Source organism: Archangium sp. (assembly GCF_057119385.1).
This window is the reverse complement of the sequence record NZ_DBNGVP010000204.1, coordinates 1-23,057: the sequence shown is the minus strand read 5'-3', so window position 1 is coordinate 23,057 and position 23,057 is coordinate 1. Positions and strand designations below refer to the sequence as shown.

General features: G+C 67.0%; 28 protein-coding genes, 1 tRNA gene and 2 pseudogenes. 10 read left to right on the top strand and 21 right to left on the bottom strand.

What is annotated here, in order from left to right; translation table 11 throughout:
- Nucleotides 1-51: 51 nt before the first annotated feature.
- The 9 genes from AC16DP_RS46530 to AC16DP_RS46490 form a co-directional block, all read right to left on the bottom strand.
- Nucleotides 52-1,053, bottom strand: a complete 1,002-nt coding sequence (locus tag AC16DP_RS46530) for a hypothetical protein (RefSeq protein WP_329732881.1) — start codon at nt 1,051-1,053, stop codon at nt 52-54.
- A 3-nt stretch (nt 1,054-1,056) separates the two neighbouring features.
- The gene (locus tag AC16DP_RS46525) at nt 1,057-2,175 is read right to left on the bottom strand and encodes an AAA family ATPase (protein WP_329732882.1); all 1,119 of its coding nucleotides are present in this window, start codon (nt 2,173-2,175) and stop codon (nt 1,057-1,059) included.
- A complete protein-coding gene (locus AC16DP_RS46520; protein ID WP_329732883.1) occupies nt 2,172-3,341 on the bottom strand; it encodes a DUF262 domain-containing protein in 1,170 nt (389 codons plus the stop codon). The genes AC16DP_RS46525 and AC16DP_RS46520 overlap by 4 nt, the downstream gene beginning before the upstream one ends.
- Before the next feature lie 78 nt (nt 3,342-3,419).
- Nucleotides 3,420-4,244, bottom strand: coding sequence for an inositol monophosphatase family protein (locus tag AC16DP_RS46515; protein ID WP_329732884.1), 825 nt, complete (start codon nt 4,242-4,244; stop codon nt 3,420-3,422).
- Nucleotides 4,245-4,261: 17 nt separating this feature from the next.
- Complete coding sequence (locus tag AC16DP_RS46510) at nt 4,262-4,810, bottom strand: TlpA family protein disulfide reductase (RefSeq protein WP_329732885.1); 549 nt, start codon at nt 4,808-4,810, stop codon at nt 4,262-4,264.
- A 5-nt stretch (nt 4,811-4,815) separates the two neighbouring features.
- Nucleotides 4,816-6,282, bottom strand: a complete 1,467-nt coding sequence (gene mpl, locus AC16DP_RS46505; protein ID WP_329732886.1) for a UDP-N-acetylmuramate:L-alanyl-gamma-D-glutamyl-meso-diaminopimelate ligase — start codon at nt 6,280-6,282, stop codon at nt 4,816-4,818.
- A complete protein-coding gene (locus AC16DP_RS46500; protein WP_329732887.1) occupies nt 6,275-7,450 on the bottom strand; it encodes a serine hydrolase domain-containing protein in 1,176 nt (391 codons plus the stop codon). Before AC16DP_RS46500 ends, mpl begins: the two co-directional genes overlap by 8 nt.
- Complete coding sequence (locus tag AC16DP_RS46495; RefSeq protein ID WP_329732909.1) at nt 7,447-8,358, bottom strand: S66 peptidase family protein; 912 nt, start codon at nt 8,356-8,358, stop codon at nt 7,447-7,449. Before AC16DP_RS46495 ends, AC16DP_RS46500 begins: the two co-directional genes overlap by 4 nt.
- A gap of 134 nt (nt 8,359-8,492) precedes the next feature.
- Nucleotides 8,493-9,716: an RsmB/NOP family class I SAM-dependent RNA methyltransferase gene (locus AC16DP_RS46490; RefSeq protein WP_414640792.1), complete on the bottom strand. Its 1,224-nt coding sequence runs from the start codon at nt 9,714-9,716 to the stop codon at nt 8,493-8,495.
- 114 nt (nt 9,717-9,830) lie between these two features.
- Here AC16DP_RS46490 and AC16DP_RS46485 point away from each other — a divergent pair.
- Nucleotides 9,831-9,903, top strand: a tRNA-Asn gene (locus AC16DP_RS46485).
- 170 nt (nt 9,904-10,073) lie between these two features.
- Nucleotides 10,074-10,691 carry a tyrosine-type recombinase/integrase gene (locus AC16DP_RS46480; RefSeq protein WP_329732888.1) on the top strand — a complete coding sequence of 206 codons (618 nt, stop codon included), beginning with the start codon at nt 10,074-10,076 and terminating at the stop codon, nt 10,689-10,691.
- Nucleotides 10,692-10,698: 7 nt separating this feature from the next.
- Here AC16DP_RS46480 and AC16DP_RS46475 read toward each other — a convergent pair whose 3' ends face one another.
- Entirely contained in the window at nt 10,699-11,004 is a 306-nt protein-coding gene (locus tag AC16DP_RS46475) for a hypothetical protein (protein WP_329732889.1), read from the bottom strand.
- Between the two features lie 145 nt (nt 11,005-11,149).
- On the opposite strand from AC16DP_RS46475, the gene AC16DP_RS46470 reads away from it, so the two are divergent.
- Together AC16DP_RS46470 and AC16DP_RS46465 are read left to right on the top strand one after the other, a co-directional pair.
- Nucleotides 11,150-11,368 carry a YodC family protein gene (locus AC16DP_RS46470; RefSeq protein WP_329732890.1) on the top strand — a complete coding sequence of 73 codons (219 nt, stop codon included), beginning with the start codon at nt 11,150-11,152 and terminating at the stop codon, nt 11,366-11,368.
- Entirely contained in the window at nt 11,365-11,631 is a 267-nt protein-coding gene (locus AC16DP_RS46465; protein ID WP_329732891.1) for a DUF6953 family protein, read from the top strand. The genes AC16DP_RS46470 and AC16DP_RS46465 overlap by 4 nt, the downstream gene beginning before the upstream one ends.
- Nucleotides 11,632-11,670: 39 nt before the next feature.
- On the opposite strand, the gene AC16DP_RS46460 is transcribed toward AC16DP_RS46465, so the two are convergent.
- The 3 genes from AC16DP_RS46460 to AC16DP_RS46450 are packed head-to-tail and all read right to left on the bottom strand — an operon-like array spanning nt 11,671 to nt 13,134.
- The gene (locus AC16DP_RS46460) at nt 11,671-12,138 is read right to left on the bottom strand and encodes an SMI1/KNR4 family protein (RefSeq protein WP_329732892.1); all 468 of its coding nucleotides are present in this window, start codon (nt 12,136-12,138) and stop codon (nt 11,671-11,673) included.
- A 16-nt stretch (nt 12,139-12,154) separates the two neighbouring features.
- Nucleotides 12,155-12,625: an SMI1/KNR4 family protein gene (locus tag AC16DP_RS46455; RefSeq protein WP_329732893.1), complete on the bottom strand. Its 471-nt coding sequence runs from the start codon at nt 12,623-12,625 to the stop codon at nt 12,155-12,157.
- A gap of 2 nt (nt 12,626-12,627) precedes the next feature.
- On the bottom strand, nt 12,628-13,134 hold the full coding sequence (locus tag AC16DP_RS46450; RefSeq protein WP_483957089.1) for a hypothetical protein: 507 nt from the start codon (nt 13,132-13,134) through the stop codon (nt 12,628-12,630).
- Nucleotides 13,135-13,449: 315 nt separating this feature from the next.
- On the opposite strand from AC16DP_RS46450, the gene AC16DP_RS46445 reads away from it, so the two are divergent.
- The 6 genes and pseudogenes from AC16DP_RS46445 (at nt 13,450) to AC16DP_RS46420 (ending at nt 18,012) form a co-directional block, all read left to right on the top strand.
- Nucleotides 13,450-13,731, top strand: coding sequence for a hypothetical protein (locus AC16DP_RS46445; RefSeq protein ID WP_329732895.1), 282 nt, complete (start codon nt 13,450-13,452; stop codon nt 13,729-13,731).
- A gap of 43 nt (nt 13,732-13,774) precedes the next feature.
- Entirely contained in the window at nt 13,775-13,909 is a 135-nt protein-coding gene (locus AC16DP_RS46440; RefSeq protein WP_329732896.1) for a hypothetical protein, read from the top strand.
- Between the two features lie 364 nt (nt 13,910-14,273).
- Nucleotides 14,274-15,074 (top strand): DUF2381 family protein, encoded by an 801-nt coding sequence (locus AC16DP_RS46435; protein ID WP_329732898.1) that lies wholly within the window; start codon nt 14,274-14,276, stop codon nt 15,072-15,074.
- Between the two features lie 87 nt (nt 15,075-15,161).
- Nucleotides 15,162-16,171, top strand: a pseudogene (gene sitA5 / locus AC16DP_RS46430) (SitA5 family polymorphic toxin); the annotation flags it as partial.
- A gap of 346 nt (nt 16,172-16,517) precedes the next feature.
- On the top strand, nt 16,518-16,868 hold the full coding sequence (locus AC16DP_RS46425) for a DUF2019 domain-containing protein (protein WP_329732911.1): 351 nt from the start codon (nt 16,518-16,520) through the stop codon (nt 16,866-16,868).
- A 373-nt stretch (nt 16,869-17,241) separates the two neighbouring features.
- Entirely contained in the window at nt 17,242-18,012 is a 771-nt protein-coding gene (locus AC16DP_RS46420; protein ID WP_329732900.1) for a tyrosine-type recombinase/integrase, read from the top strand.
- Nucleotides 18,013-18,034: 22 nt separating this feature from the next.
- On the opposite strand, the gene AC16DP_RS46415 is transcribed toward AC16DP_RS46420, so the two are convergent.
- The 8 genes and pseudogenes from AC16DP_RS46415 to tnpA all read right to left on the bottom strand — a co-directional run bounded on the left by AC16DP_RS46415 (nt 18,035) and on the right by tnpA (nt 22,982).
- Nucleotides 18,035-18,505 carry an SMI1/KNR4 family protein gene (locus AC16DP_RS46415; protein ID WP_329732901.1) on the bottom strand — a complete coding sequence of 157 codons (471 nt, stop codon included), beginning with the start codon at nt 18,503-18,505 and terminating at the stop codon, nt 18,035-18,037.
- Between the two features lie 16 nt (nt 18,506-18,521).
- Complete coding sequence (locus AC16DP_RS46410; RefSeq protein WP_329732902.1) at nt 18,522-18,992, bottom strand: SMI1/KNR4 family protein; 471 nt, start codon at nt 18,990-18,992, stop codon at nt 18,522-18,524.
- Between the two features lie 2 nt (nt 18,993-18,994).
- The gene (locus tag AC16DP_RS46405) at nt 18,995-19,651 is read right to left on the bottom strand and encodes a hypothetical protein (RefSeq protein ID WP_329732903.1); all 657 of its coding nucleotides are present in this window, start codon (nt 19,649-19,651) and stop codon (nt 18,995-18,997) included.
- Nucleotides 19,652-19,878: 227 nt separating this feature from the next.
- On the bottom strand, nt 19,879-20,052 hold the full coding sequence (locus AC16DP_RS46400; RefSeq protein ID WP_483957092.1) for a transposase domain-containing protein: 174 nt from the start codon (nt 20,050-20,052) through the stop codon (nt 19,879-19,881).
- Nucleotides 20,053-20,088: 36 nt separating this feature from the next.
- Nucleotides 20,089-20,451, bottom strand: a pseudogene (locus AC16DP_RS46395) (IS66 family transposase); the annotation flags it as partial.
- Nucleotides 20,452-20,538: 87 nt separating this feature from the next.
- The gene (gene tnpC, locus AC16DP_RS46390) at nt 20,539-22,191 is read right to left on the bottom strand and encodes an IS66 family transposase (protein WP_329732904.1); all 1,653 of its coding nucleotides are present in this window, start codon (nt 22,189-22,191) and stop codon (nt 20,539-20,541) included.
- 48 nt (nt 22,192-22,239) lie between these two features.
- Nucleotides 22,240-22,611 carry an IS66 family insertion sequence element accessory protein TnpB gene (tnpB, locus tag AC16DP_RS46385; protein WP_329732905.1) on the bottom strand — a complete coding sequence of 124 codons (372 nt, stop codon included), beginning with the start codon at nt 22,609-22,611 and terminating at the stop codon, nt 22,240-22,242.
- Complete coding sequence (tnpA, locus tag AC16DP_RS46380; RefSeq protein ID WP_329732906.1) at nt 22,605-22,982, bottom strand: IS66 family insertion sequence element accessory protein TnpA; 378 nt, start codon at nt 22,980-22,982, stop codon at nt 22,605-22,607. Before tnpA ends, tnpB begins: the two co-directional genes overlap by 7 nt.
- Between the last annotated feature and the right edge of the window lie 75 nt (nt 22,983-23,057).

The window sequence follows — 23,057 nt, the reverse complement described above, 5'->3', positions numbered from 1 at the left end:
AAAGCGCGCCAGGCCACATCGAACACCTTTGTAGCCATTACGAGTGGAGAGCTACCCGTCACCTGGAAGCGGCAGGTGGTCGCGGAAAATAGCCACAATCACCTTCCCTCCCGATGCATTGACAGGAGGATGGATGTGGACGCGATTGGTATGACTCTCGAGTTTGTAGTGCCACTCGCAGTATAGCGTCTGCCCCTCGAGTTCTCTCTCCCTCGCACGCCGACATATTCCGTCGGTACGGACGTTGGGCTTCTCGGGCGCCACATCAAATCCCCAGCGGATGAATCGCTGTTGGATGATCTGATTCGTAACCGGTTTGCGGCCCCCGACGCTCGGCATGGGCTCTTCGGGCGAAAGCCGCCCGGTCTCGTCAGTGAAGACCCAGGCTCCGTGTTCGTCGAGCACGGCGAGGAATCGGTGAAGGGATTGCCTGACGCGCGCATAGCCCCCCTCGAAGTGGCCAAGCTCGCTCCATACCCCATTCAGAAACAGCAGGTCGGGGAAGGCATGAGGAGCGAGTACTTCCAGCCCCGCCTCGTCCACGCGCTCAACCTCCAGTGCGTCGCGGAAGAAGGCGCGATGCGATAGCTCGTCTACGACAAAGTGAACATGCTCCTTGACTCCATTGACGATAACCTCACATGGACCACGCCAAGGTCCTGGCAGGGGGAGACATGCAGTGGCCTGGCGCTCTCTGACCCGTGCATGCCCAAGCGCTGCAGAGGGTGACAGCACGTCGCGTCCCGCGATGTTCACGTCAATGGCGGGCCAAGCCGTCTCTTCGTCCCAGTACCGCATCATGTTGAGATGGCCGACAACCCGTTGACGCACCTCAAACGGAAGGTCTAGCGGAGAATCCGGGTTCCACAAGAGATCGTTCAACGTGTATGAGCCCAGAACCTGCTGTTGGAGCCACTCTCTGCTCGCCGCACAGGGCTCCTCCCGCTCGTAGGCGATATCCAATCGATCCAAGAGTTGTTCGAACCGCTCGATGAACGCCTCCCGGTTGTTGCCATCCCAGGCCCAACTTGACTCCTCCAGGACGAAACGCATTGGTTACCTCGGGGGGCCGCGCCGCACCCGCGCCAGCGCGGCCACATCGAGCTGATACTGGTCGAAGAACTTGCGCGGCCAGTCACTCAAGCCACCAGCCGCAGTAAAGCGAAGGGTGGATAGCTCTGGTTGTCCATCAGCCCGCACGTCGAAGAAGTGGACGAGTGCTCGGTCTGCCCCCAAAAGCCGATGCTCGCCGATGGCACGGCGGATGCCATTGAGCACATGGTCGCTGTGCGTCTCCACCAACACCTGGACCCCGTCACTTGCCAGGGTGGCAAGGAAGGTCCCCATGCGAGACTGTCCTGCGGGGTGCAAGTGAGCCTCAGGGTTCTCGACAATCAACAGCCCACCTGCGGGCGTGAACAGCCCGGCGAGTACAATAGGGAGGCTGTAGCTCACGCCGAAACCCATGTTGGGCGCGCGCACCCACTCGCCGCCTGGGGAACGAAAACGCAATGCGGTAACCGAAGTATTCGGGAACCAATCCGTGTTGATCTCCGTGGGGCGAGCGATATCGGAAAGCCACGCCTCGACTTGATACTTGAGGAAGGCGTTGACGTCCTCTTGACGCTCGGGGTGTATCCGGCCCGGTGAGACCTTTTCCTTCAGCCCATGGAGAGCCAATACCTGAGCGCAGAATTCACCCTGAACGCCGACACCTAAATCGTCTGCGGGCCGGGCGCTGGCACCCAGGACGTCCCGCGGGCCGAGTCGTTCGGCAGAAAGATAGGTGAACGCACGGTGTGGGCCACCCAATGATTGAGGAACAAGTTTCGGGGATTCCTTGATGGGCAGGTGAAGGAGAGTCTCGTCACGCGCGTCCAGGATGAAACGCACTTCCGTCCCATCATCCAGGAGCGCGGACAGTACGATCTCCGAGGCATCCACAGCCGTATGGAGGTTGAGTACGTCCTGGGCACTGCCCAATTCCAACCCAAAGGGCCCATTGAGAGGCACAGAGTTCGCACCAGAGGTGCTGGCCTCCCGGGCCAGGAGCAAAGCCTGGATGATCGTGGTTTTTCCCGCCCCGTTCAGGCCAGTAAGGACCGTGAGGGGCGCCAGATCAAGAGAGCAGGAGGAAAAGCGTTTGAACCCGGTGAGCCGGAGCTTCGTAATCATCCGGCGGCATCCTTGAGAATGTCTCGCGCCACCTGGAAACGGAGCTTGACCTTGGAAATATCCCCAGTCCCCTGGCTGACCGCGGCGTTGTAGTCGTAATCACCCATCCGCTTGCGCGCGGCGTTGACGATAGCATCCCTGTTCTGCATTAGCTTCTCGGGCTCATAATCGGCCAGCGCGACCGCCCAGCTCTCGAACAAGGCCCGGTTGATGGGGCCACGCTGGCGCGCCCCCAAGCGGTACTTGCGGAACGCGGTGTTACCGAAGACCGCAACCGCAGTGCGCATCGCGCGGTCAAAGTCCGCGGAGAGCTGCGTAATGACGGCATCGGAGAGGCCTTGCCCTGAGGGGTGGACTCCATCCACCTGGCGGGTGAAGTCGAGCAAGAAGGAGTCCAAGCTGTTGAAACTACGGTAATCATTCAGGTCTGGCAGTAATCGGAAGGCACAGAACCGAAGGGCGAGTTCCCGGTCCGCCATGCGCCGCTCATGACGGAAAGCCTCATCGGTTGCTTGGTGGAATGAGGGCAGGGCCGTCAGCGTCTTGAGCAAATCCCGCGAGCGCTTCCGGCTCATGCAATGCCGGATCTCCTGGGCAGTGAGAGGACTACCTCCCGTGTTGATTCGCCGGAAAACATCAAACTTGACGTCGTCAGGCGTCTGCGGCTCGATGACGTTGACGAAGATCTGCGTCTGCTGGAAGCGTCGTCGCAGGACCACATCGAGCTTATTGAAAGTCTGTCCCTCCAAGTCCTTGAGGTACTCAAGCTCGGAGAGCGCTTCTCCACCGGCGGCGAATCGGTTGATTGTCGTGAGGCGCTGCACGCCATCCACCACCTGCATTGCCCCCTGAAAGTCCTGGTTGAAGTAGAAAGCAGGCAACGGGATACCGAGCAGTACTGACTCGATCAGCCGCGACCTCTGAGCTTGCTTCCAGACGTAGAGGCGCTGGAAGTCAGGCGCCAAGTCAATATCTCCGTCCTTGATCATGTCCACGACCTGTCGGAGGGAGAAGGGTTTCGTGCTGATCCGAATCCTGGAAGGATCCCAAGGCTTCAGCTCCGCCGAACCCTCGCCGACCTCCTCCACCTCGACACCGGTGGCGTCGTTCTCGAAGAACTCCTGCTTGGGCTCCTCAGGGCTCTCCTTCGGCTTCTCATCGGCCATGGGTTCCTCTCTTTCCGTGCGCTTCGCGACCAACGGAGATAACAGCGTCGGCCATACAGTGTCGACATCATCACGCGCTCAGGCGCGCGGAGCCGGAGGTGTCCAGCCGAGGTCGGCGAGGAAGCCCTTGCTCTCGGCGATGAGCGCGGAAGCCAGGCCGGGCGCGCACGCGAGCACATCCCCCACTCCCACCTGGAACGGGGCCCCGTCGATGCACACCATCGCCCCTCCCGCCTCCTGCACCAGCAGCGAGCCCGCCGCCACGTCCCAGGGCTTGAGGCCGAACTCGAAGAACCCATCGAAGCGGCCGGCCGCCACGTAGGCCAGATCCAGCGCGGCACTGCCCGTGCGGCGGATGCCCTGCGCCCGGACGATGAAGCGCCGCAACAGCCCCATGGGGCCCTCGGGCTTCTGGTGCACGTCATACGGAAAGCCCGTGCACAGCAGCGCGTGCGACAGCTCCGTGCACCCCGAGGCCTTCAAGGACCGCCCGTTGAGCGTGGCCCCCTCCCCTCGCGCCGCGGAGAAGAGCTCGTCCAGCATGGGGTTGTAGATGGCGCCGGCCAGCACCCCACCCGGCCCCTCCACGCCCACGCTCACACAGAAGTGCGGCACCCGGTGCGCGTAGTTGGTCGTCCCATCCAGCGGATCCACCACCCACCGCAGCCCCGAGCCCTGCGACGCCCCACTCTCCTCGGCCAGAATCGCGTGGCCCGGGTAGCGCTGGCGGATGAAGCCGAGCACCGCCGCCTCGGCCGCCCGGTCCGCGTCCGTGACCAGGTCGATGCCGCCCTTGTACTCGATGGTGCGCTCGCCCAGGAAACGCTCGGAGAGCACCTTGCCGGCGAGCCGGGCTCCCTCCTCGGCGATACGGCGCAGCGTGGCGGGCGACTCATCGGACATGGCGGCTCCTCCTTCGTCTACTTCGCGGGCTCGGCGAGCAACTCCTCGATCTCCGCCTGGTACTTGCTCAGGTACTCCTCGGCGAAGCCCTCGTGCACGTAACGCACCCGGCCCTGCCTATCCAGCAGCACCGTGGTGGGCATGCCGCGCACGCGCAGCACCTTCTCCGACACCGCGGCGTTGGCATCCAGAAGCACGGGCAGCGTCACCTTCGTCTCCTCGAGGAACGGAGGAATGGCACGCGTGTCCTCGTCCACGTTGAGCGCGTACACCTTCAGGCCTCGCGCGGCGTAGTGCTTCGCGAGGTCCTGGTACATCGGCAGCGCGTCCTTGCAGGGCTCGCACCAGGTGGCCCACACGTCGAGCAGCACCACGCTGCCCCGGTCGCTGGCGATGGCGTGGGGCTCTCCCCCCGGGTAGCGCTTGACGGTGAAGTCCAGCGGCGAGGGCTCGGAGGACTCGAGGGCCGCCGAGCTGGTGGCCATCGCGGGAGCGGTGAGGGACGGCATCTTCTGCGCGCACCCGGACAGGGCGAGCGCGGCGAGGGCGAGGCGGAAGGAGCGCATGGGGCTCATTTTTCCCCGAAGCGGGCCCGGAGCGCGACGAGCAACTTCTCGATGAACCCTCCAAAGGCGCCATTGCTCATGATGAGCAACACGTCCCCGGGCTGGGACTCGCGCGCCACGCGCTCGACGAGCGAGGGCACGTCCGTGGCCGAGTCCGCGTCAATCCCCTGGGACTTCAGCGCCTCGGTGACGCGGGGCACGTTCAGCTCCTCGTCCACGGGCACCTTGTCGTGACGCTCGGGCACCTTGAGGCTGGCCCGGTGGGCTCCCGTGAAGGCGTGGGCGTAGTCCTCCTGGTGGATGTTGCGGCGGCTGGTGTTCGAGCGCGGCTCGAAGATGGCCCACAGCCGGCGCTCCGGGTAGCGGTGACGGATGGCGGCGATCGTCTCCCGCACCGCCGTGGGGTGGTGCGCGAAGTCGTCCACCACCAGGATGCCGCCCATCTCCGCCCGCACCTCCTGGCGCCGCTTCACCCCCTGGAAGGTGGCCAGGCCCTGGGCGATCTCCTCGAAGGACAAGCCCAGCCCGCGCGCCGCGGCGATGACGCTCAGCGCGTTCTCCACGTTGTGCATGCCCGAGAGCGGCAGCAGCACGCTCCCCAGCACCGTGCCGCGCTCCACCACCTCGAAGCGCGCGCCCTCGGGGCCGAAGCGCACGTTGCGCGGGGTGAAGTCCGCCTGCGCGCCCTCCTTCGCCACGTACGTCACCACCTGGCCCGGGCACGCCCGCGCCAGCTTCACCGCGTTCGGGTACGCCGCGCACACCACCAGCCGCCCGTCCTTCGGAATCAGCCGGACGAACTTGTCGAACGTGGACTCGTAGTGCGGCAAGTCCCGGAAGATGTCCGCGTGGTCGAACTCCACGCTGGTGAGAATGGCCGTCTTCGGCCGGTAGTGCAGGAACTTGGAGCCCTTGTCCCAGTAGGCCGTGTCGTACTCGTCACCCTCGACGACGAAGTGCGGCCCCTTCCCCACCCGGTAGTTGCCCGAGTAGTTCTGCGTGACGCCCCCCACCAGGAAGGATGGATCCTTCCCCGCCGCCACGAGCACGTGGGCCATCATCGAGGACGTGGTCGTCTTGCCGTGCGTGCCGGCCACCACGACGGAGTGCGCCCGGTCCAGGAAGAGCGAGCCCAGCGCGGCCGGGAAGCTCATCTGCGGAACGCGGCGCTCGCGCACGGCGGTGGCCTCGGGGTTCACCCGGCGGATGACGTTGCCGATGATGACGAGGTCCGGCTTCGCCGTGTCGAGGTTGCCCGGGCTGTAGGGCGTGAGCGCCTGGATGCCCCATGCGCGGAGCATGTCGCTCATGGGCGGGTAGACGTTCTCGTCGCTGCCGGTGACGTCGTAGCCCGCGGCCTTGAGCATGCCGGCGAACGAGCCCATGCCGGTGCCGGCCACGCCGACGAGGTGGATGCGGCGCACCGCGCCGGGGGTGATGGTTTCGAGGACGTTGCCGTTGTCGTCAGCCATGTGCTTTCGGGGTCAGGTCGTTGAGGCCGAGGGCTTCCACGACGAGGTCGTGGAAGACGGGACGGAATTCACGGATGCGGACTTCCTTGCGGCCATGGGCCACGCGGTTGGTGACGAGCGCCACCACGAGCGAGCGGCGCAGATCCACCCAGAGGCTGGTGCCGGTGAAGCCGAGGTGGCCCACCGCGCCCGGAGGCGTATCGCCGATGTAGTGGCCCGCGCTGGACAGCCCCTGGGAGGGCGTGTCGAAGCCCATGGAGCGCGTGCTGCCCTGCACGAGCGGATCATTCGCCAGCGCGCGGTACAGGAGGGGCGCGGGCACGAACGAGGGCGCCCCCGCGCACCCGGAGAGGATGGCCTGGCCGAAACGGGCCACGTCCACCGCGGTGCCGAAGAGGCCCGCGTGGCCACTGACGCCATCCATCACCCAGGCGTTGTCATCGTCCACCTCGCCGGGCACCGAGGGACGCGAGGGAAGCTCGCCCCACATGCCCTCCTGGCCGGGAGCGGGCTCGCGCGGGCGGGTGGCTCCGGTGGGCGCGACCCGGCCATCCGCGGGGAAGTCGGTGAGCCGGTGGAAGCGCGCGGAGAGGCCCATGGGCTCGGCGACGTGGCGCGAGAAGAGGACGTCCAGGGACGCGCCACCCACGCGGGCCAGGATCTCCCCCAGGAGGATGAAACCCACGTCACTGTAGGCGGTGGCGGTGCGCAGCGGGGCCACCAGCGCCGTGCTCGCGGCGGCCTGGATGACCTCGTCGCGGACCCGGGCCCGGGTGGCCGAGGGGCAGGACGGCTCGAGGAGCTCGGGATGGGCGGTGAGCGCCTGGGCGAAGAAGGGCACGAAGGGCGGCAGGCCCGAGCGGTGGTAGAGCAGGTCCGCCACCGTGGCGCCCGCGTCCCCCACGGGCGAGCCCGGGAAGAAGCGGGCCACGGGCGTCTCGGGACCGACCTTACCCTCGGTCCAGAAGCGCAGGAAGAGCGCGGTGGTGCAGAGCACCTTGGTGACGGAGGCCAGGTCGAAGCGGGTGTCTCCCGTGACGTTGCCCGCCACCCCGCCGAAAACCTGGACGCCCCGGTGCATCACCACGGCCTGGGCGGCCGGGAAGATGCCGAAGGTGACGGACTCATCCAGGAGTGCCTGGAGGTTGGCGATGGGGTGGCTGCTCATGCCTGCACCGCTCCTTCCAGGAAGGTGAGGCGGGCCACGCCGGCATCCAACCGCACCTGGGTGCCGAGGGCGACGGGGTAGTTGGGGATGCCGTGACCGATGGGGAAGCCGGCGGCGCACGGCAGGCCCGTCTCCTCGGCGAGCGAGCGGAGGACGTCCGCGGCGGTGTAGGGGGCGTTCTTCAGCTCGCACTCGGTGAAGTCGCCGAGCACGATGCCGCGGACCTGATTGAACACGCCCGCCAGCCGCAGGTGCGTCCAGATGCGGTCCAGCCGGTAGGGCGCCTCGCCCACGTCCTCGAGCAGGAGGATGGCCCCCTCGAGCGGCGGCATGTACGGGGTGCCCAGCAGCCGGGAGAGCACCGAGAGGTTTCCACCGAGCAGCGGGCCCTCGACGACGCCAGGGACGTAGGAGGCCTTGCCCTCGAGGGCCGGCGGGGGCTCGGGGGACTCGAGCAGCCGGAAGAGGTACTCCTGGACCTCGGGAGGCTGCTTGCCCAGGTGGGTGACGACGGGCCCGTGGATGGTGACGCGGCCGAGCCCCTGGAGGGGCAGGTGCAGGGCGGTGAGGTCGGAGAAGCCGACGAACGCCGTGGGAGCCATGTCCGCGAGCGGGAGCGAGGGCAACAGGCGCATGACGCCGTAGCCACCCCGGGCGCAGAAGATGGCACGGGCGTTGGAGTCGGTGAGGGCCCGGGTGAGCTCCTCGGCCCGGCGCGAATCAGGACCGGCGAGGTAGCGCCACGCCTCGTACAGGTCCGGCTGGTAGACCGGGCTGTAGCGCTGGGCGATGACGCCGAGACCGACCTCGAAGGTAGGCGGGTCGAAGGGACCAGCGGGCGCGACGATGTGGACGGTGTCGCGAGGACGCAGCAGGGGGGGCTTGAGCCAACGCACGGGCGCCTTCATAGCACCCGGTGCGCGCATGTCTCGGGCTTCGAACACGCCCTGTCCGAGGGAGAACCTCCCCCCTCCCTATGGGAGAAGACCAGGACGCCCCCTCTCCCTCTGGGAGAGGGCCGGGGTGAGGGTCTACCGCTCCCCTACCCGTTCCCCCGCTCGAGCACCGCGGCGAAGAACCCATCCGTCCCGTGCGAATGGGGAGCACAGAACAGGAAGCCCTCGCGGACACAGGACGGGTCCAACCCCCCCACCCCGGGAGGCACGAGCCGGAACCCGGGGGACTCGCGCAGGAACCCGAGGACCACCTCCTCGTTCTCCGCGCGATTCACGGTGCAGGTGGCGTAGACCACCCGGCCCCCCGGACGCACCAGCCGTCCCGCGCGCGCGAGGAGGTCGCGTTGCACCCGAGGCAGCTCGGACAGGGACGAGGGCTCGAGACGGAAGCGCGCATCGGGCCCCCGGCGCAGGGAGCCCAGCTCCGAGCACGGGGCATCCACGAGCACCCGGTCCACGAGCAGCCCCTCCGGGGGCGCGCGGAGCACCTGGACGTTCGAGACACCGGCCCGGGAACAGCGCTGCAGGAGCCGGTCGAGCCGCCCGGCATCCGGGTCGTACGCGAGGAGCCTGCCCCGGTTCTCCATAGCGGCGGCGAGCTGGAGCGTCTTGCCTCCGGCGCCGGCACACAGGTCGAGCACGCTCTCCCCGGGCCGCGCCTCGAGGAGCAGGCCGAGCAGCTGACTGCCCTCGTCCTGGACCTCGAAGAGGCCCTCGCGGAGCGAGTCGAGCCCATAGAGGTTGGGCCTGGGGCCCACGACGTGGAGCGCGAGGGGGCTGAGGGCACCGGGCCGGGTCTCGACGCCCTCGGAGCGCAGCCGTTCCGCCAGGGCTTCACGAGAGGTACGCAGTGGATTCACCCGGAGCGTGATGGGGCCGGGGACATTGAGGTGGGCGCAGAAGTCGTCGGCGGCGGGGCCGAGCTCGCGGGAGAAGTGCTCGGCGAGCCAGTCGGGCAACGAGTACCGGAGGGCGAGGGACGGGGGCTCCTCGGAGGACAGGGGCAGCGGCGTTCCGAGTCCGGAGAGCCGGGCGGCCTCCGCTGGGGGCACACCGGCGAGCCCCTGGAGGAAGGCGAAGAGGAGCGCGGAGGGGGGGGCGTCCGGGTTTCCGAGGAGGAAGCCGAGCCGGCGGCGCCAGAGGCCGACGTTGAAGAGGGACTCGGCGAGGGCCTGGCGCTGTTCACGGAAGAGGTCCCGGTGGGAGCGGAGGGTGCGGTCGAGCACCCGTTCCGCGGGGCTGCCCGAGAGGATGAGGGAGAGGGCCTCGGCGGCGATGGGGGCGATTCCATCGAGCGCCGGCCAGGGAATCGAGCGAAGCCGGGAGAGTGGGTCGAAACGGGTTGTTGACAGGACGGACTCCGTTCTTTAGAAAGCACCTCGTTGTCGCGGCGGTCCACACCGGCCAACGCGCAGCGGACATATTCCCCGATAGCTCAGCCGGTAGAGCGGGTGACTGTTAATCACTAGGTCCGTGGTTCGAGTCCACGTCGGGGAGCTGAAAGAGGGCGTCAGACACAAGTCTGGCGCCCTTTTTCTTTTGCCCTCCCCTGCCCGCGGGCACAACACAAGCAACTCCCCAAGCGGTTCGAGGCCGACCCGGAGCACTACAACCCGGCAGGCTCACCCCACGAACAGCCCATCTAGAAGGCCCGAGGGTAGTGGAGCGTGGTCCTCAAGCGCGTCTACTCCTGGTTGCGCAAGCTGAAGCACGTCCTGCCGGTGGCCGAGGACCCGACCTTCGGACGGCTCACGGTACCCCAGGCCCGGCCCGAGCAGTGGAAGCGGGACAAGGTGATTCCCCGGGAGCACTACCTCCTCACCCACGAGTACCTTGCACCGCACTGGCGCGACGGGATGGACGTGCAGGCGGGCACCGGCTGGCACGTCTCGGAGCTGGTGCGCTTCGCCAAGATGGGCAACGTGGAACCATACCGGGGCGAGGCCGAGGGGATCGCGGGCGTGCTGGTGTGCCCGCAGACCAAGAGCGGCGAGCCCTTGCGTACCGCCGTGTCCGCCGAGGTGTTGGAGGCTGGAAAGCGGCTGCTGGAGCGGGGCTCCTTCAGCTTCGAGAAGTACACCCTCGCTATCAAGGCGGCCTGCAAGGCGGCGGGCATCCCGCCCTTCACCCCGGGACGGTTCCGGCACTCCGTCGCTACCTGGGCCATCGAGAAGGGCGCGGACCCGGCTTCGGTGGCGGCCTTCCTCAACCACAAGAGTCCAACCACCACGCGGCGCTTCTACGCGACGCATGCCGTCCCGACGAAAGTTCCCACTCTGCGGTGAGCGGCGGCTACCCTTCGTCGTCGCTCGGCAGGTCTCCTGCTTCGTCCTTCAGGTTCTTGACCTCGTCATTCAGGTTCTTGAGGAGCGTCTCCACGTCGTTAGGGTTCGGCGCGACGGCGTGTTTGAGGGCCTGCCTCAGCCTCTCAAGCGGGTTGATGATGCTGTTGAGTTCGCCCAGCCGCGCAACGTCATCCTTGGAGTACGGGAGCCCCTGCGCATGCTGCGCTGCCAGCCGCTTCTTCACGTCGCCGTGCTGGCGCCGGAACTCGCGAAACATCTCATCCACAAGCGCCTTCAGGCTTTTCTCGCTCATTGGCGCAACGTAGCACCACCACGAAGGTCTCCGGGACAACTCGGGGCCCTTCGTGGTCTTGTGGCAGCCGAGCGGGGCACGCATCATCAGCATAGCTCGCATCATCAGCATAGCTTTAGCTACTACCCACGCGGTGAGGGACGACATGGCACAAGGCCGGTTTCAGGTTGGCGACGTCGTGAAGCTCAAGAGCGGCGGCCCGGAGATGACGGTGGAGGCGTCATTGGAGGAGTACGAGTCGTACCGTTGCCAATGGTTTGCCGGCAAAAAGCTGGAGAGCGGTGTGTTTCCGGACGCCGGGCTGGAACCCGCCTCGGTGAAGCCGCCGATCCCGGCACCCGGCGCTGGCAGGGCGGGCAAGTGACCCCCGTCGAGGTGGCCGACTGGATGCTGGCCCATCTCCACCGCGACGGCTGCATCTACCAAGACGACGTCGTCGACATGCTCACGAAACACGGCGCAGACGCATTGCTGCGCGAGAATGCCGACGGCCGCCTGGTCCTCGGCAAGCCGGTCCTCGACGCTTTCATGAAGGTCTCGACCGAGACGGTTGTGTGGGTCAAGCCGGAGCGCTACTGGCGGTGGCGTGTTGCCGAAGATGAACCTGGTCGCGAACAACGCGGCTGAGGAGCGAGTGAGTACGGAGAGCCTCAGCGCAACCCGGGCTCACTCCCCCAGCCAATAGAGGCCGCGCCGGGTGCGTAGCACCTGCTCCAGGAACTCCGAGAAGGAGCTGGCGACTGGCCCGCAGTACTTCGGGTTGGGCCACGCCTCGTGGTAGCCGTCCGTCAGGGGATAGCGGTCGTTCTCCTGGCGGGCCACGTCCACCAGCACGTAGTTGCCGTCCTGCACGTCGCAGATGGCCCACATCGAGGCGGGCCCATGCGCGTCATCGTCGTTCTTCTTCCCGAAGATGGCCACCCGCGCTCGGACTATCTCCGAGAGAGGAAGTATCTGGTAGGGCGAGTCGGGTAGCCGTTCAATCAACTCGGCGCCGTTGCAATACAGGTAGAAGGCGCGCAGTTCCGGGTCCAACTGCCATCCCACTCGCTGCTCGAACTCTTCGATCTCCTCGGGTGTGGCTGGGGGATAGGGGAAGTGCTCGCGGGAAATCTCTTCGAGCAGGCTGCTCATGGCGGTGGCCACGGTCTCATTCCCCCAGCCAGTAGAGGCTACGCCGGGTGCGTAGCACCTGCTCCAGGAACTCCGAGAAGGAGCTGGCGATCTGCGTGCAGTATTCCGGGTTGGGCCAGGTCTCTCGGTCCCCATCAATGAGCGGATACCGCCCATCTACCTGTCGGCTCACGTCCAGGACGACATAGTTGCTGTCGCGCACGTAGCAGAAGGCGTACATCGAGGCCGGGCCCCACCTGTCGTCATCCTCACCGCAGATGGCCACCCGTGCCCGGACGATCTTCGACAGAGGCAGGATTTCATAGGGCGAATCCGGCCATCGAAGCAGAGCGGCCCCATTGCAATGCAGGTAGAAGGCCCGGAGGTCCGGGTCCAGCTTCCAGCCCACCCGCCGCTCGAACTCCTCAATTTCCTCGGGCGTGGCGGGGGGATGCGGCAAGGGCTCGCGGGAGACCTCTTCGAGCAGGACGCTCATGGGCGTGGCCATCGTCAGTTGTCCGAGTAAGGCAGGTCGGGTCCCACCGTATTCCAGGGCGCTTGTCCAGCGTAGCAGGCAGGGTAGGCCCTGGTGAATTCGTCATGGATGCTGGGCTGTACGGGGATGATGTTGTTGGGATCCACCGGGTCGCCACCGTGCCAGAGGTCCCGGATGTGATGGCCCGGCCAGGAGATGCCTCCGTCAACGGGCCACTCTCCGAACTTCTTGCTCCAGTCGTCCCGGAAGGAGTCTCGGATCTTTTCCCACCGCTTGCGCTCAACCTCCTTCACCGCCTTCGGCAGAGTCGGGTAGTTGCAGCAGCAGTGGTAGATGCCGTAGCGGCTCCCGGCTTTCACGGGAACGGGTAGGACGACGAGGCTTCCCACCCAATCCAGCTTGATGTCCGCCAACCATATGCACCCCATGAGCGTGTGGCGCTCCTGCGCGCACTCCATCTGGCACTGGTTCACGAACTGACGGCGGCACTGCCAGGGGCCGTAGAAAAGCGTCGTCTTCATCTGCCCGCCCGGCACGTTCAACCAGGGCAGTTCCGTCTTCCTCGCGGGTTGAACTCCTGGAGAGGGCGAAGGGCCAGAGCCTCCCGTCCCCTGGGGTGTCGCGCATCCGGTGAGGAGAACCAACAGCACCACCGCTCCGGCCAGCTTCATGGAAGTCCCCGTGGTGATGGTTACCCCCTGAGGGGTAGCCAATCTGAAGGAATACCCGATGGGGCTGACAACTCCCGGGGCCCACCGTCCTCAGCGGCATCATTCGAGGGGATCACCAAGAGCGCCCGTGCTTCGGCATAAGGACCTTGGCGGTCATTCCCGCTGATGTTCTGGCTGGTCGGCCAGAGCGTCTTCATCCAATCCACCCGAGGAGGAATCCAGATGGAACACGTCAGCCTCTCCGCTGAACTGGGGGAAATTTGTTATGCCATCGAGGGCGCCCACTGGATCGCGGACAGCGTCGCCCTGGGCGCGGTGCCCGACCCGGATCAGAAGCAAAGCGCGCCCGTCATCATCAGCGCCATCCTGGTGACCATCAACAGCCCACCCCACTATTTCTGCGTGGGCCCCTTCTGGCTCATCGTGATGTCCTCGACCCGCTGGTGAAACTTCTGATGTGCGGGTGGCTGCATGGTGTTACCGCGCACGCTTGTTGATGGAGATTTGGACCGGCTGGTTGATGGGCATCAGCGAGGACGCGCGGGCGCGCATCACACTCGTTGATGGAGCCCTCGCCGGACGTGAGCGGTGGGCGCGCACGTCCGGCGAGGGCTGGCCGGGGTGAGGTTCAGCTGGGGGAGAGCTCGGAGGCAGGGGCGACACGCGCCCACTCCTCGCGCATGACGACGAGGGTGCGGTAGCGGCGCAGCGAGTGCTGGAGCGCCTCCACCTGGGTGAGGAGGGCGCCGGCCAGACACGCCTGTGCGGAGGGGGGATGAGGAGAGGCGGCGAAGTCCTCGGCCTCCAGTTCCGCGTGCGCGGCGGTGAGGGCCGCGGCCGAGGCGTGGAGGCGGTGCGCCGGTTCGAGTAGAGCTATCCGAGCGGTTCGAGAGCAGGGGCTTGGAATCGCTCGTGCCCTACCGGGCGAGAAGGTGTGGTAGAGGCCAACGTCTCCGGTCTCTACCCCATCTGCTGGAGGTCCCCGCTCCGTGCGCACCTCGTCCCCCCCCGTGCTCTTGCTCCTGGCGCTCCTCGCGGATGCCAGCGCCACCGCACAGCCATCTCTCCCGAGCTGTGAGGCGTCGCCACACCGGCTCGAGCTGTTGGCGGCTCCCACCGGCAAGGCGCCAGAGGTGTGCATCAGCCCCGGCCTTCCCACCACCTTCCGGTTCGACTCGCCGCTGCCTCCGGGTGCGGTGGAGTTGCAAGAGCGCGAGCGTTTCGAGGACGTGTCCACCGGGACGCGCAGCATCACCGTCATCCCCCCGAAAGAGGTCAAGGAGAAGGAGGCCCGAATCCAACAGCTTCAAACGGAGTTGGTGCGAACGCAGGCGGAAGGAAGCGGGCTGGGCATCACGGGGCTGATCGCCAGCGAGCTGTTGAAGGTGGACGTGAGGAACGTGCAAGGCGTCCTGGCCAAGAACCTCACGAGCACCATCACCCAACCCTCGGCCAACGCGCTCCTCACACAAACGGCCATCAGCTACCGCACCACCACCAAGCGCAGGGAAAATGACGAAGACGTGATGCGGGTGGCCGTGGCAATGGTCATGGACAACCCCGGCACGGCCCCCTGGACGGCCAGGGATGCGGCCCTGCTGGTGGGAAAGGGCCAGGACGTGAAGCAGGTGAAGGTGTGGCAGCTCGCGCCCATTCCGCCGGGAGGGTCGGACCTCGTGATGGTGGAGACGGAGCTGCTGGCTCACGAGGCGCGGGGCACCTTCACCCTCAAGTTGTGGGACGAGAACGGAGGTCGGCCTGTCACCCTCGGCGGCGTGACCTTTCCGTGAACCCCGCTCCGGGTTGTGTCGCACCCATTGGGTATTCTCCTGGATTGGCTACCCGTGGAGGGGTGGCCAGGGCCAGGAGAAATTCCCATGAAGCTGTGCTGCACGGCCGTGTTGCTGGTACTCCTCGTCGGGTGTGGTACTGCCTCTCGGGTCGTGCGCCTGGACACGGGCCAGACCGGAGCCATCGTCTTCACCCCTCGTTCCGGCGCCGAGCCGGTGGCACTGGGCAACGGCGAGTTCCAGGAGGCCGTGTCGGCGATGGCTCGGGATGTGCGGCCCCCCCGCTCAGCCCCAGGAAGCCGCCCGGCGTCTGTTCGAGGTAGAGGCGCGGAGCGGTTCGTACACGTACGAGACACGCAGCCGCCGCATCACCCCGCACGAGCCGGGCGCCCACCTGGAGGGAGAATCAGCAGAGGAGGCGGCGGAGGTGGAGTTGACGCGCGCCTACCTGCGCTGGTGCGAGCGCACTGGCAGGCCCGGGGACTGTCTCCGCCTGCTGACGGAGAGCCCCACCGTCAACGGGGATGGGCGGTTCGCACTGGCCCTGGCCCTGGCCAAGGGCGCCGTGCTGGACGAGATGCTGGAGGCGTTCAAGGACATGGCCGACCCACACGCCATGGTGGCCGCCGTGCTCTGGACCTGGACCACGTACATGGTTCTCGTCTCCATCCCCGACGTGACGATCTCCAAGGGCCTCGCGGCCGTGATGACCGCCACCCTCATCTCCTACGTGGGCGTCGATACCTTCTGGGGCCTCGTCGTGGGCTTCAAACGGCTGATGGACGAGGCGGACCGGGCCACCACGTTCAACGGGCTGCGCGAGGCGGGCGAGCGCTACGGCAAGCGCATGGGCCGCAACGCGGCGCGAGCCTTCGCCATGCTGGCCATGGCGGCCATCGGCAACACGGCGCCGGGGCTGGCCGCACAGGTGCCGAAGCTGCCCGGCTCGATGCAGGCGGCCGTGCAGGCGGAGACGCAGGTGGGTATCCGTCTCGCGGCGGTGGGGCACGTGGAGACAGTCGCCGTGAACGCCGAGTCCGTCACCATCGCCCTTGCTCCTGGTGCTGTCGCCATGACGGCTCGGGCCATGAGTGGCGCCGCTGCCAAGACTCCTCCCAACGGCTTCAGGGCGTGGGGCTCGTACAAGAGCTTCAAGCGGGCCATGGGCTCGGCAGGCCCCGGGAAGGAGTGGCACCACATCGTCGAGCAGACGCCGGGCAACGAGAAACGGTTCGGGGCTCAGGCCGTTCAAAATACCGAGAACATCGTCCCGTTGGACAAGGGCATCCACACCCGCATCAGCTCGCTCTACTCGTCCATTCAGCGGGATATCACCGGCTCGGACACCTTGACCGTCCGGCAGTGGTTGAGCACGCAGTCGTACGAGGCCCAACGCGAGTTCGGGCTGATGGCCATCGAAAGAGTAACGAAGGGGTTCTGGTGATGAAGCTGGAGGAACTTGTCGAACAGTTCGCGCAGAACGTGGCCGAGCAGACCGACGCCATCTGGAGGGGAGACGCCAAGACCGGGAACAAGCACGCCAAGAAGTACGGCGCCGCGTTCGACAAGCTCCGGGCCCACGGTGATGCTGGACGCGACGCACTGGCCGTGCTGTTCAAGCACCCACGCCCGGACGTACGAGTCATGGCCGCCGCGCACCTGCTCCGCTATCGGACGGCCGAGGCCAAAGCGGTCTTGGAGGAGGTCGCCAAGGGCGAGGGGCTGGTCTCATTCAAAGCAGGGCAGGCACTGAAGCGGTGGGAGGAAGGAACCTGGGCCCTTGACCCGGGGTAGCCCCGCACGGCTCGGGCGGCACAGGCTCACATCGAGGGAGATGGTCCGCCAGCCTCGGGCGCTGTGCCCCACTCATGCCCCACTCCGCCAACCACCAACGGCCAACCCTGGCCACTCTTCCCTCGGGGCCGACTCCCCTGCTCCAGCCCCGGACGTGACTGTTAATCACCAGGTCCGTGGTTCGAGTCCACGTCGGGGAGCTGAAAGAGGGCGTCAGACGCAAGTCTGGCGCCCTTTTTCTTTTGCCCTCCCCTGCCTCACGGGCAAGTTCGAAACGGCTCCGGAGCACGACAACCCGGCGGGCTCACCCCACGAGCAGCCCATCTACCTGGACGCGCCGCTCGCGGCTGAATTCCTCGCCTCCTCGCGCGACGTGGACAAGAACAGTTCCACCTGGGTGAAGAAGCAGCAGGGTTATCTCGCGTGGTGGGCCGACCAGCTCAAGGGCCGGGACCTGCGGAAGCTCACGCTCCTCGATGACATCCTCCCTGCCCTGGAGGGAGCGAAGGCCCGGGGTCATCGGATCGCGGTCCTCAAGCGCGTCTACTCCTGGTTGCGCAAGGTGAAGCACGTCCTCTCGGTGGCCGAGGACCCGACCTTCGGGCGGCTCACCGTGCCCCAGGCCCGGCCCGAGCAGTGGAAGCGAACCAAGGTGATTCCCCGGGAGCACTACCTGCTCGCCCACGAGTACCTTGCGCCTCACTGGCGTGACGGCATGAACGTGCAGGCGGGCACCGGCTGGCACGTCTCGGAGCTGGTGCGCTTCGCCAGGATGGGCAGCGTGGAGCAGTACCGGAGCGAGGCCGAGGGGATCGCGGGCATGCTGGTGTGTCCCCAGACCAAGAGCGGCGAGCCCTTGCGCACCGCCGTGTCCGCCGAGGTGATGGAGGCCGGGAAGCGGCTGCTGGAGCGGGGCTCGCTCAGCTCCGAGAAGTACGCCTTGGCCATCAAGGGGGCCTGCACGGCGGCGGGCATTCCGCCCTTCACCCCGGGACGGTTCCGGCACTCCGTCGCCACCTGGGCTATCGAGAAGGGCGCGGACCCGGCTTCCGTGGCGGCCTTCCTCAACCACAAGAGCCCGACCACCACGCGGCGCTTCTACGCGACGCACGCCGTCCCCACGAAGGTTCCCACCCTCCGGTGAAGCTCAGCGGCAGCAGGGCCGCTCACTTCTCGTGCCGGTCCAACCAGAACTGGCGTCCGTTGCTCCGCAGCGCCTCGGCCAGGAACTCGGAGAAGGAGGAGGCGAGCGGCCAAGTGTATTCCTTGTTACGCCATGCCTCCTTCCAGCCGTCCAGGAGGGGGTAACGACCATCAACCTGTCGGCTCACGTCCACCATGACGTAATCGCCATCTTGCACGTAGCAGATCGCGTAGATGGATTCAGGGCCCCACTGGTCTTCATCCGCACCGAAGATCGCCGCCCTTCCTCTCTCGATTTCGGACAGCGGGAGGATTCTGAATGGGGCGAATGGAGGTGGCTCGAACAACCGTGCCCCATTGCAATGCAGGTAGAAGGCCCGCAGATCCGGGTCCAGCTTCCAGCCTACCCCTCGCTCGAACTCCTCGATCTCCTCGGGAGTGGCAGGAGGATGCGGGAAGTGGTCGCGGGAGACCTCTTCGAGCAGGCTGCTCATGGCGGTGGCCACGATCTCATTCCCCCAGCCAGTAGAGGCTACGCCGGGTGCGCAGCACCTGCTCCAAGAACTCCGAGAACGAGCTGGCGATCTGCGTGCAGTATTCCGGGTTGGGCCAGGTCTCTCGGTCCCCATCAATGAGCGGGTACCGCCCGTCTACCTGTCGGCCCACGTCCAAGACGACATAGTTGCCATCGCGCACATAGCAGAGGGCGTACATCGAGGCCGGGCCCCACCTGTCGTCATCCTCACCGCAGATGGCCACCCGTGCCCGGACGATCTTCGACAGAGGCAGGATTTCATAGGGTGAATCCGGCCATCGAAGCAGAGCGGCCCCATTGCAATGCAGGTAGAAGGCCCGGAGGTCCGGGTCCAACTTCCAGCCCACCCGCCGCTCGAACTCCTCGATTTCCTCGGGCGTGGCGGGGGGATGCGGGAAGGGCTCGCGGGAAACCTCTTCGAGCAGGTCGCTCATGGGCGTAGCCATCGTCAGTTGTCCGAGTAGGGCAAGTCGGGTCCCACCGTATTCCAGGGCGCTTGTCCAGCGTAGCAGGCAGGGTAGGCCCTGGTGAATTCGTCATGAATGCTGGGCTGTACGGGGATGATGTTGTTGGGATCCACCGGGTTTCCACCGTGCCAGAGGTCCCGGATGTGGTGACCCGGCCAGGAGATGCCTCCGTCGACGGGCCACTCTCCGAACTTCTTGCTCCAGTCGTCCCGGAAGGAGTCTCGGATCTTTTCCCACCGCTTGCGCTCAACCTCCTTCACCGCCTTCGGCAGACTGGGGTAGTTGCAGCAGCAGTGATAGATGCCGTAGCGGCTCCCGGCTTTCACGGGAACGGGTAGGACGACGAGGCTTCCCACCCAGTCCAGCTTGATGTCCGCCAACCATATGCACCCCATGAGCGTGTGGCGCTCCTGGGCGCACTCCATCTGGCACTGGTTCACGAACTGACGGCGGCACTGCCAGGGGCCGTAGAAGAGCGTCGTCTTCATCTGCCCACCCGGCACGTTCAACCAGGGTAGCTCCTTCTTCCTCGCGGGTTGGACTCCTGGAGACGGCGAAGGGCCAGAGCCTCCCGTCCCCTGGGTCGTCGCGCATCCGGTGAGGAGCACCAACAGCACCACCGCTCCGGCCAGCTTCATGGGAAGTCCCCGTGGTGATGGCCACCCCCTGATGGGTTGCCAGTTCGCGGGAATACCCGGTGGGTCTGACACACGCCTGAGCGTCAGGACTCAGGGGAAGGTCACGTTGCCGATGGTGACGAGCCGCGTCCCGCTCTCGTCCCGTATCCACTCGGCGGAGCGGTGCAGCGTGGCGACGGAGATGTGGTAACGAGCGCGCCGCCCCGCTTGACGGGAAGGGGCGGCGCTCAGGTCACCGCGGGTGAGGTGGAGGAAGTCAGCACGGCGGCCTTACGCACGGCCTTCCACATGGGCGGCAGCAACTCCTCGAGCCGGCACTGCGGCCAGCCCCCGGCGAGCTTCTCCAGCACGTCGGTCAGGTACGCCCACGGGTCCACGCCAGCCAGCACGCAGGTGGCCACCAGCGTGTACACGCACGCGGCGCGCTCGGCTCCCGCGTCGCTGCCAGCGAAGAGGTAGTTCTTCCTGCCGACGGCAATCTCCCGCAGCCGCAGGCGCGAGGCGTTGTTGTGCAGGGGCAGGCGTGCGTCCTCCAAGAAGCGCAGCAGCGCCGTCCACTGGTTGATGGAGTAGAGACACGCGCGAGCCAGCGGACTCTTCGGGGGCTCGCGGTTGTAGGTGTCGGCCACCTGGCGGCCCAGTTGCTCGGTGACGGGACGCGAGAGCGTGTCGCGCCTGCGCGGCCTCTCGGCCTCGTCCACCTGCTGCTCGCTGGCCTCGCGCTCCACCTCGAAGAGCCGGCCGATGAGCGAGAGCGGCAGCGCCGCCCGCGTGTCTCCGGCCTCCAGCGCGTCGACGAAGTAGCGCCGGGCAGTATCCGCTCGGCGGCATGGCGACGGAGATGTGGTAGAGGGCGCGCCGCCCCGCTCGACCGGGAGGGGATGGGCTCAGGTCGCCGCGGGCGAGGTAGCGGGAGTCGTCCGCGCGGCGGCCTCGCGCGCGGCCTTCCACATGGGCGGCAGCAGTTGCTCGAGCTGGCGCTGCGGCCAGCCCCGGGCGAGCTTGTCCAGCACGTCAGCCAGGTACGCCCAGGGGTCCACGCCCGCCAGCACGCAGGTGGCCACCAGCGTGTAGACGCACGCGGCACGCTCGGCTCCCGCGTCGCTGCCGGCGAACAGGTAGTTCTTCCTGCCGACGGCGATTTCCCTCAGCCGCAGCTCCGAGGCGTTGTTGTGCAGGGGCAGGCGCGCGTCTTCCAGGAATCGCAGCAGCGACGTCCACTGGTTGATGGCATAGCGACACGCTTGCGCCAGCGGGCTCTTGGGTCGCTCCCTGCCGTAGATGTCGGCCATCCAGCGCGCCAGTTGCTCGGTGACGGGGCGCGAGAGGGCATTGCGCCTGCGCAGCCGCTCGGCCTCGTCCACCTGTTGCTCGTCGGCTTCGCGCTCCACCGCGAAGAGCCGGCCAATGAGCGAGAGCGGCAGCGCCGCCCGTGTGTCGCCGGCGTCCAGTGCGTCGACGAAGTAGCGCCGGGCATGGCTCCAGCACCCTACCTCCACCGCCGTGGCGCCCGGGCGGGTAAACAGCTTGTCGTAGCCCTTGTACCCGTCCACCAGCAGCCAGCCCTCGCGCCCCTCCAGGAAGGACAGCGGCCCCTCCTGCTTCCAGTCCGGCGTGTACACGAAGGCCGCCCAGGTGCTGTCGCCGAGGTACACCCACATGTGCCCGCGTTTGAGGCCGTTGGGGTGCTCCCTGTCGAGCACCTTCAGGTGTGTGTCGTCGCTCTGCAATACGTGCGAGGCCAGGGCCCGCTGGCCCACCTCCCTGGCCAGCGGTTGCAGGAGGTCGGCGCCCGCGGCCACCCAGTCCGAGAGCGTCGAGGTGCGTAGCTCCACGCCGTGACGGGCGTAGATTCCACTCAGCCGGTGCAGTGGCAGGTGGTCCTTGTACTTGGACACCAGCACGTGGGCCACCAGGCCCGGCCCGGGCAGCCCGCCTTCAATCACCCTGTCGGCGGGGGGCGCCACCACCAGCCCGTCGCCGCACGGCCGGCAGGCGTACTTGGGCCTCACCTCCTCAATCACCTTGAAGTGGCCGGGCACCCACTCCAGGGTTTCGCTCTTCTCCTCGCCACAGCGCGACTTGTCCCGCCCGCACGCCTCGCACCGCAGCGCCTCGGGCGGGGGCTGTTGGACGCGCTGCTCGCGCGGCAGGTGCGCGGGCAGCGGGCGCCGCCCGTGCCCCGTGCGCTCCTTCTTTCGCGGCTCCTGGTGTGGTGGCGGCGTGGAGCCCGCCGCGACGCCAGCCTCCCCGGCACTCGGCTGCGCCGCGTCTTGGACCCCGGCCTCTTCCTGGCCCAACCGCGCCAGGAAGAGCGACAGCTGCTCGGCCGACAGCTTCTCGCTGCGGCGGCCGAAGTGCTGGCGCAGCGCCTTGCGCAGCCGCAGCTCCAACTCGGTGTTCTTCTCCACCAACTGCATGAGCAGGCCCACCACCAGCTCAATGGCCTGCTCGTCCTGGTCCTCGGCCAGCAGCGCGCGCAGCAGCGCCGCCACGCCGTGCACGTCCATGGTTTTCTTGTCGGGGGCCGCGCCGCTCATGTACCGGCACATGAGCCATGACCCGGCCTCACGACGCAAGAGGTATTCTCAGGCAGCCGACTTCAAAAGTGGGGGCTGCCAGCGTGGCCGCCGGACGCTGGCCTTCAAATCAATCCCCTCCAGCAGCAGCGTGAGCTCCACTGCCTCCAGCGTGAGGGCGGAGCCGTCCTCGGGCAGCGGACGCGGCAGGCGGAAGCTGCCCTTCTCCAGGCGCTTGGAGAAGAGGCAGAAGCCACCGGAGTGCCACCACAGCACCTTCACCATGTCGCGCGTGCGGTTGAAGAAGACGAAGAGGTGTCCACTCAAGGGGTCCTCTCGCAGTACCTCTCGCGCCAGCAAGCAGAGCCCGTCGAAGGACTTGCGCATGTCCACCGGCTGGCTCGCCAGGTGGATGCGCACCGAGGAGGGCAGTGTCAGCATGCTTCCTCCAGCGCCCTCACCAGCCGCCCCAGCGCGTCCGCGTCGAAGCCGGGCTCCACCCGGATGCGCCGCCCCCTGGCCAGCAGCACCTCCATGCTGACCGTGCCCGCTGCCCGCTGTGCTTCTGGCGACGGCGGCGCCGCGACGTGCACCGGGATGAACGAGAGCGCCGGGCCCGCCTCCTCGGCTCGCCGCTTCTTCCACCACCTCAGCCGCTGCGGCCCAAGCCCATGGCGGCGGGCGAACTCCGCCACCGACAACCCGCTCGCCTCATAGGCCTCCAGCACCGCCTGCGCCTCGGCCTCCGTCCAGTAGTTGCTTGCCGCGGCCCTCGCCAGCGTTGCGTCCACTTTTTCCGTGTTGCGTCCCATGTCTACACCTCCTGGAACGCGACGCTGAACGGCTCCTCCCTCATGCGGAAGGTGTGGTCCGCCGAGCGCTTACCT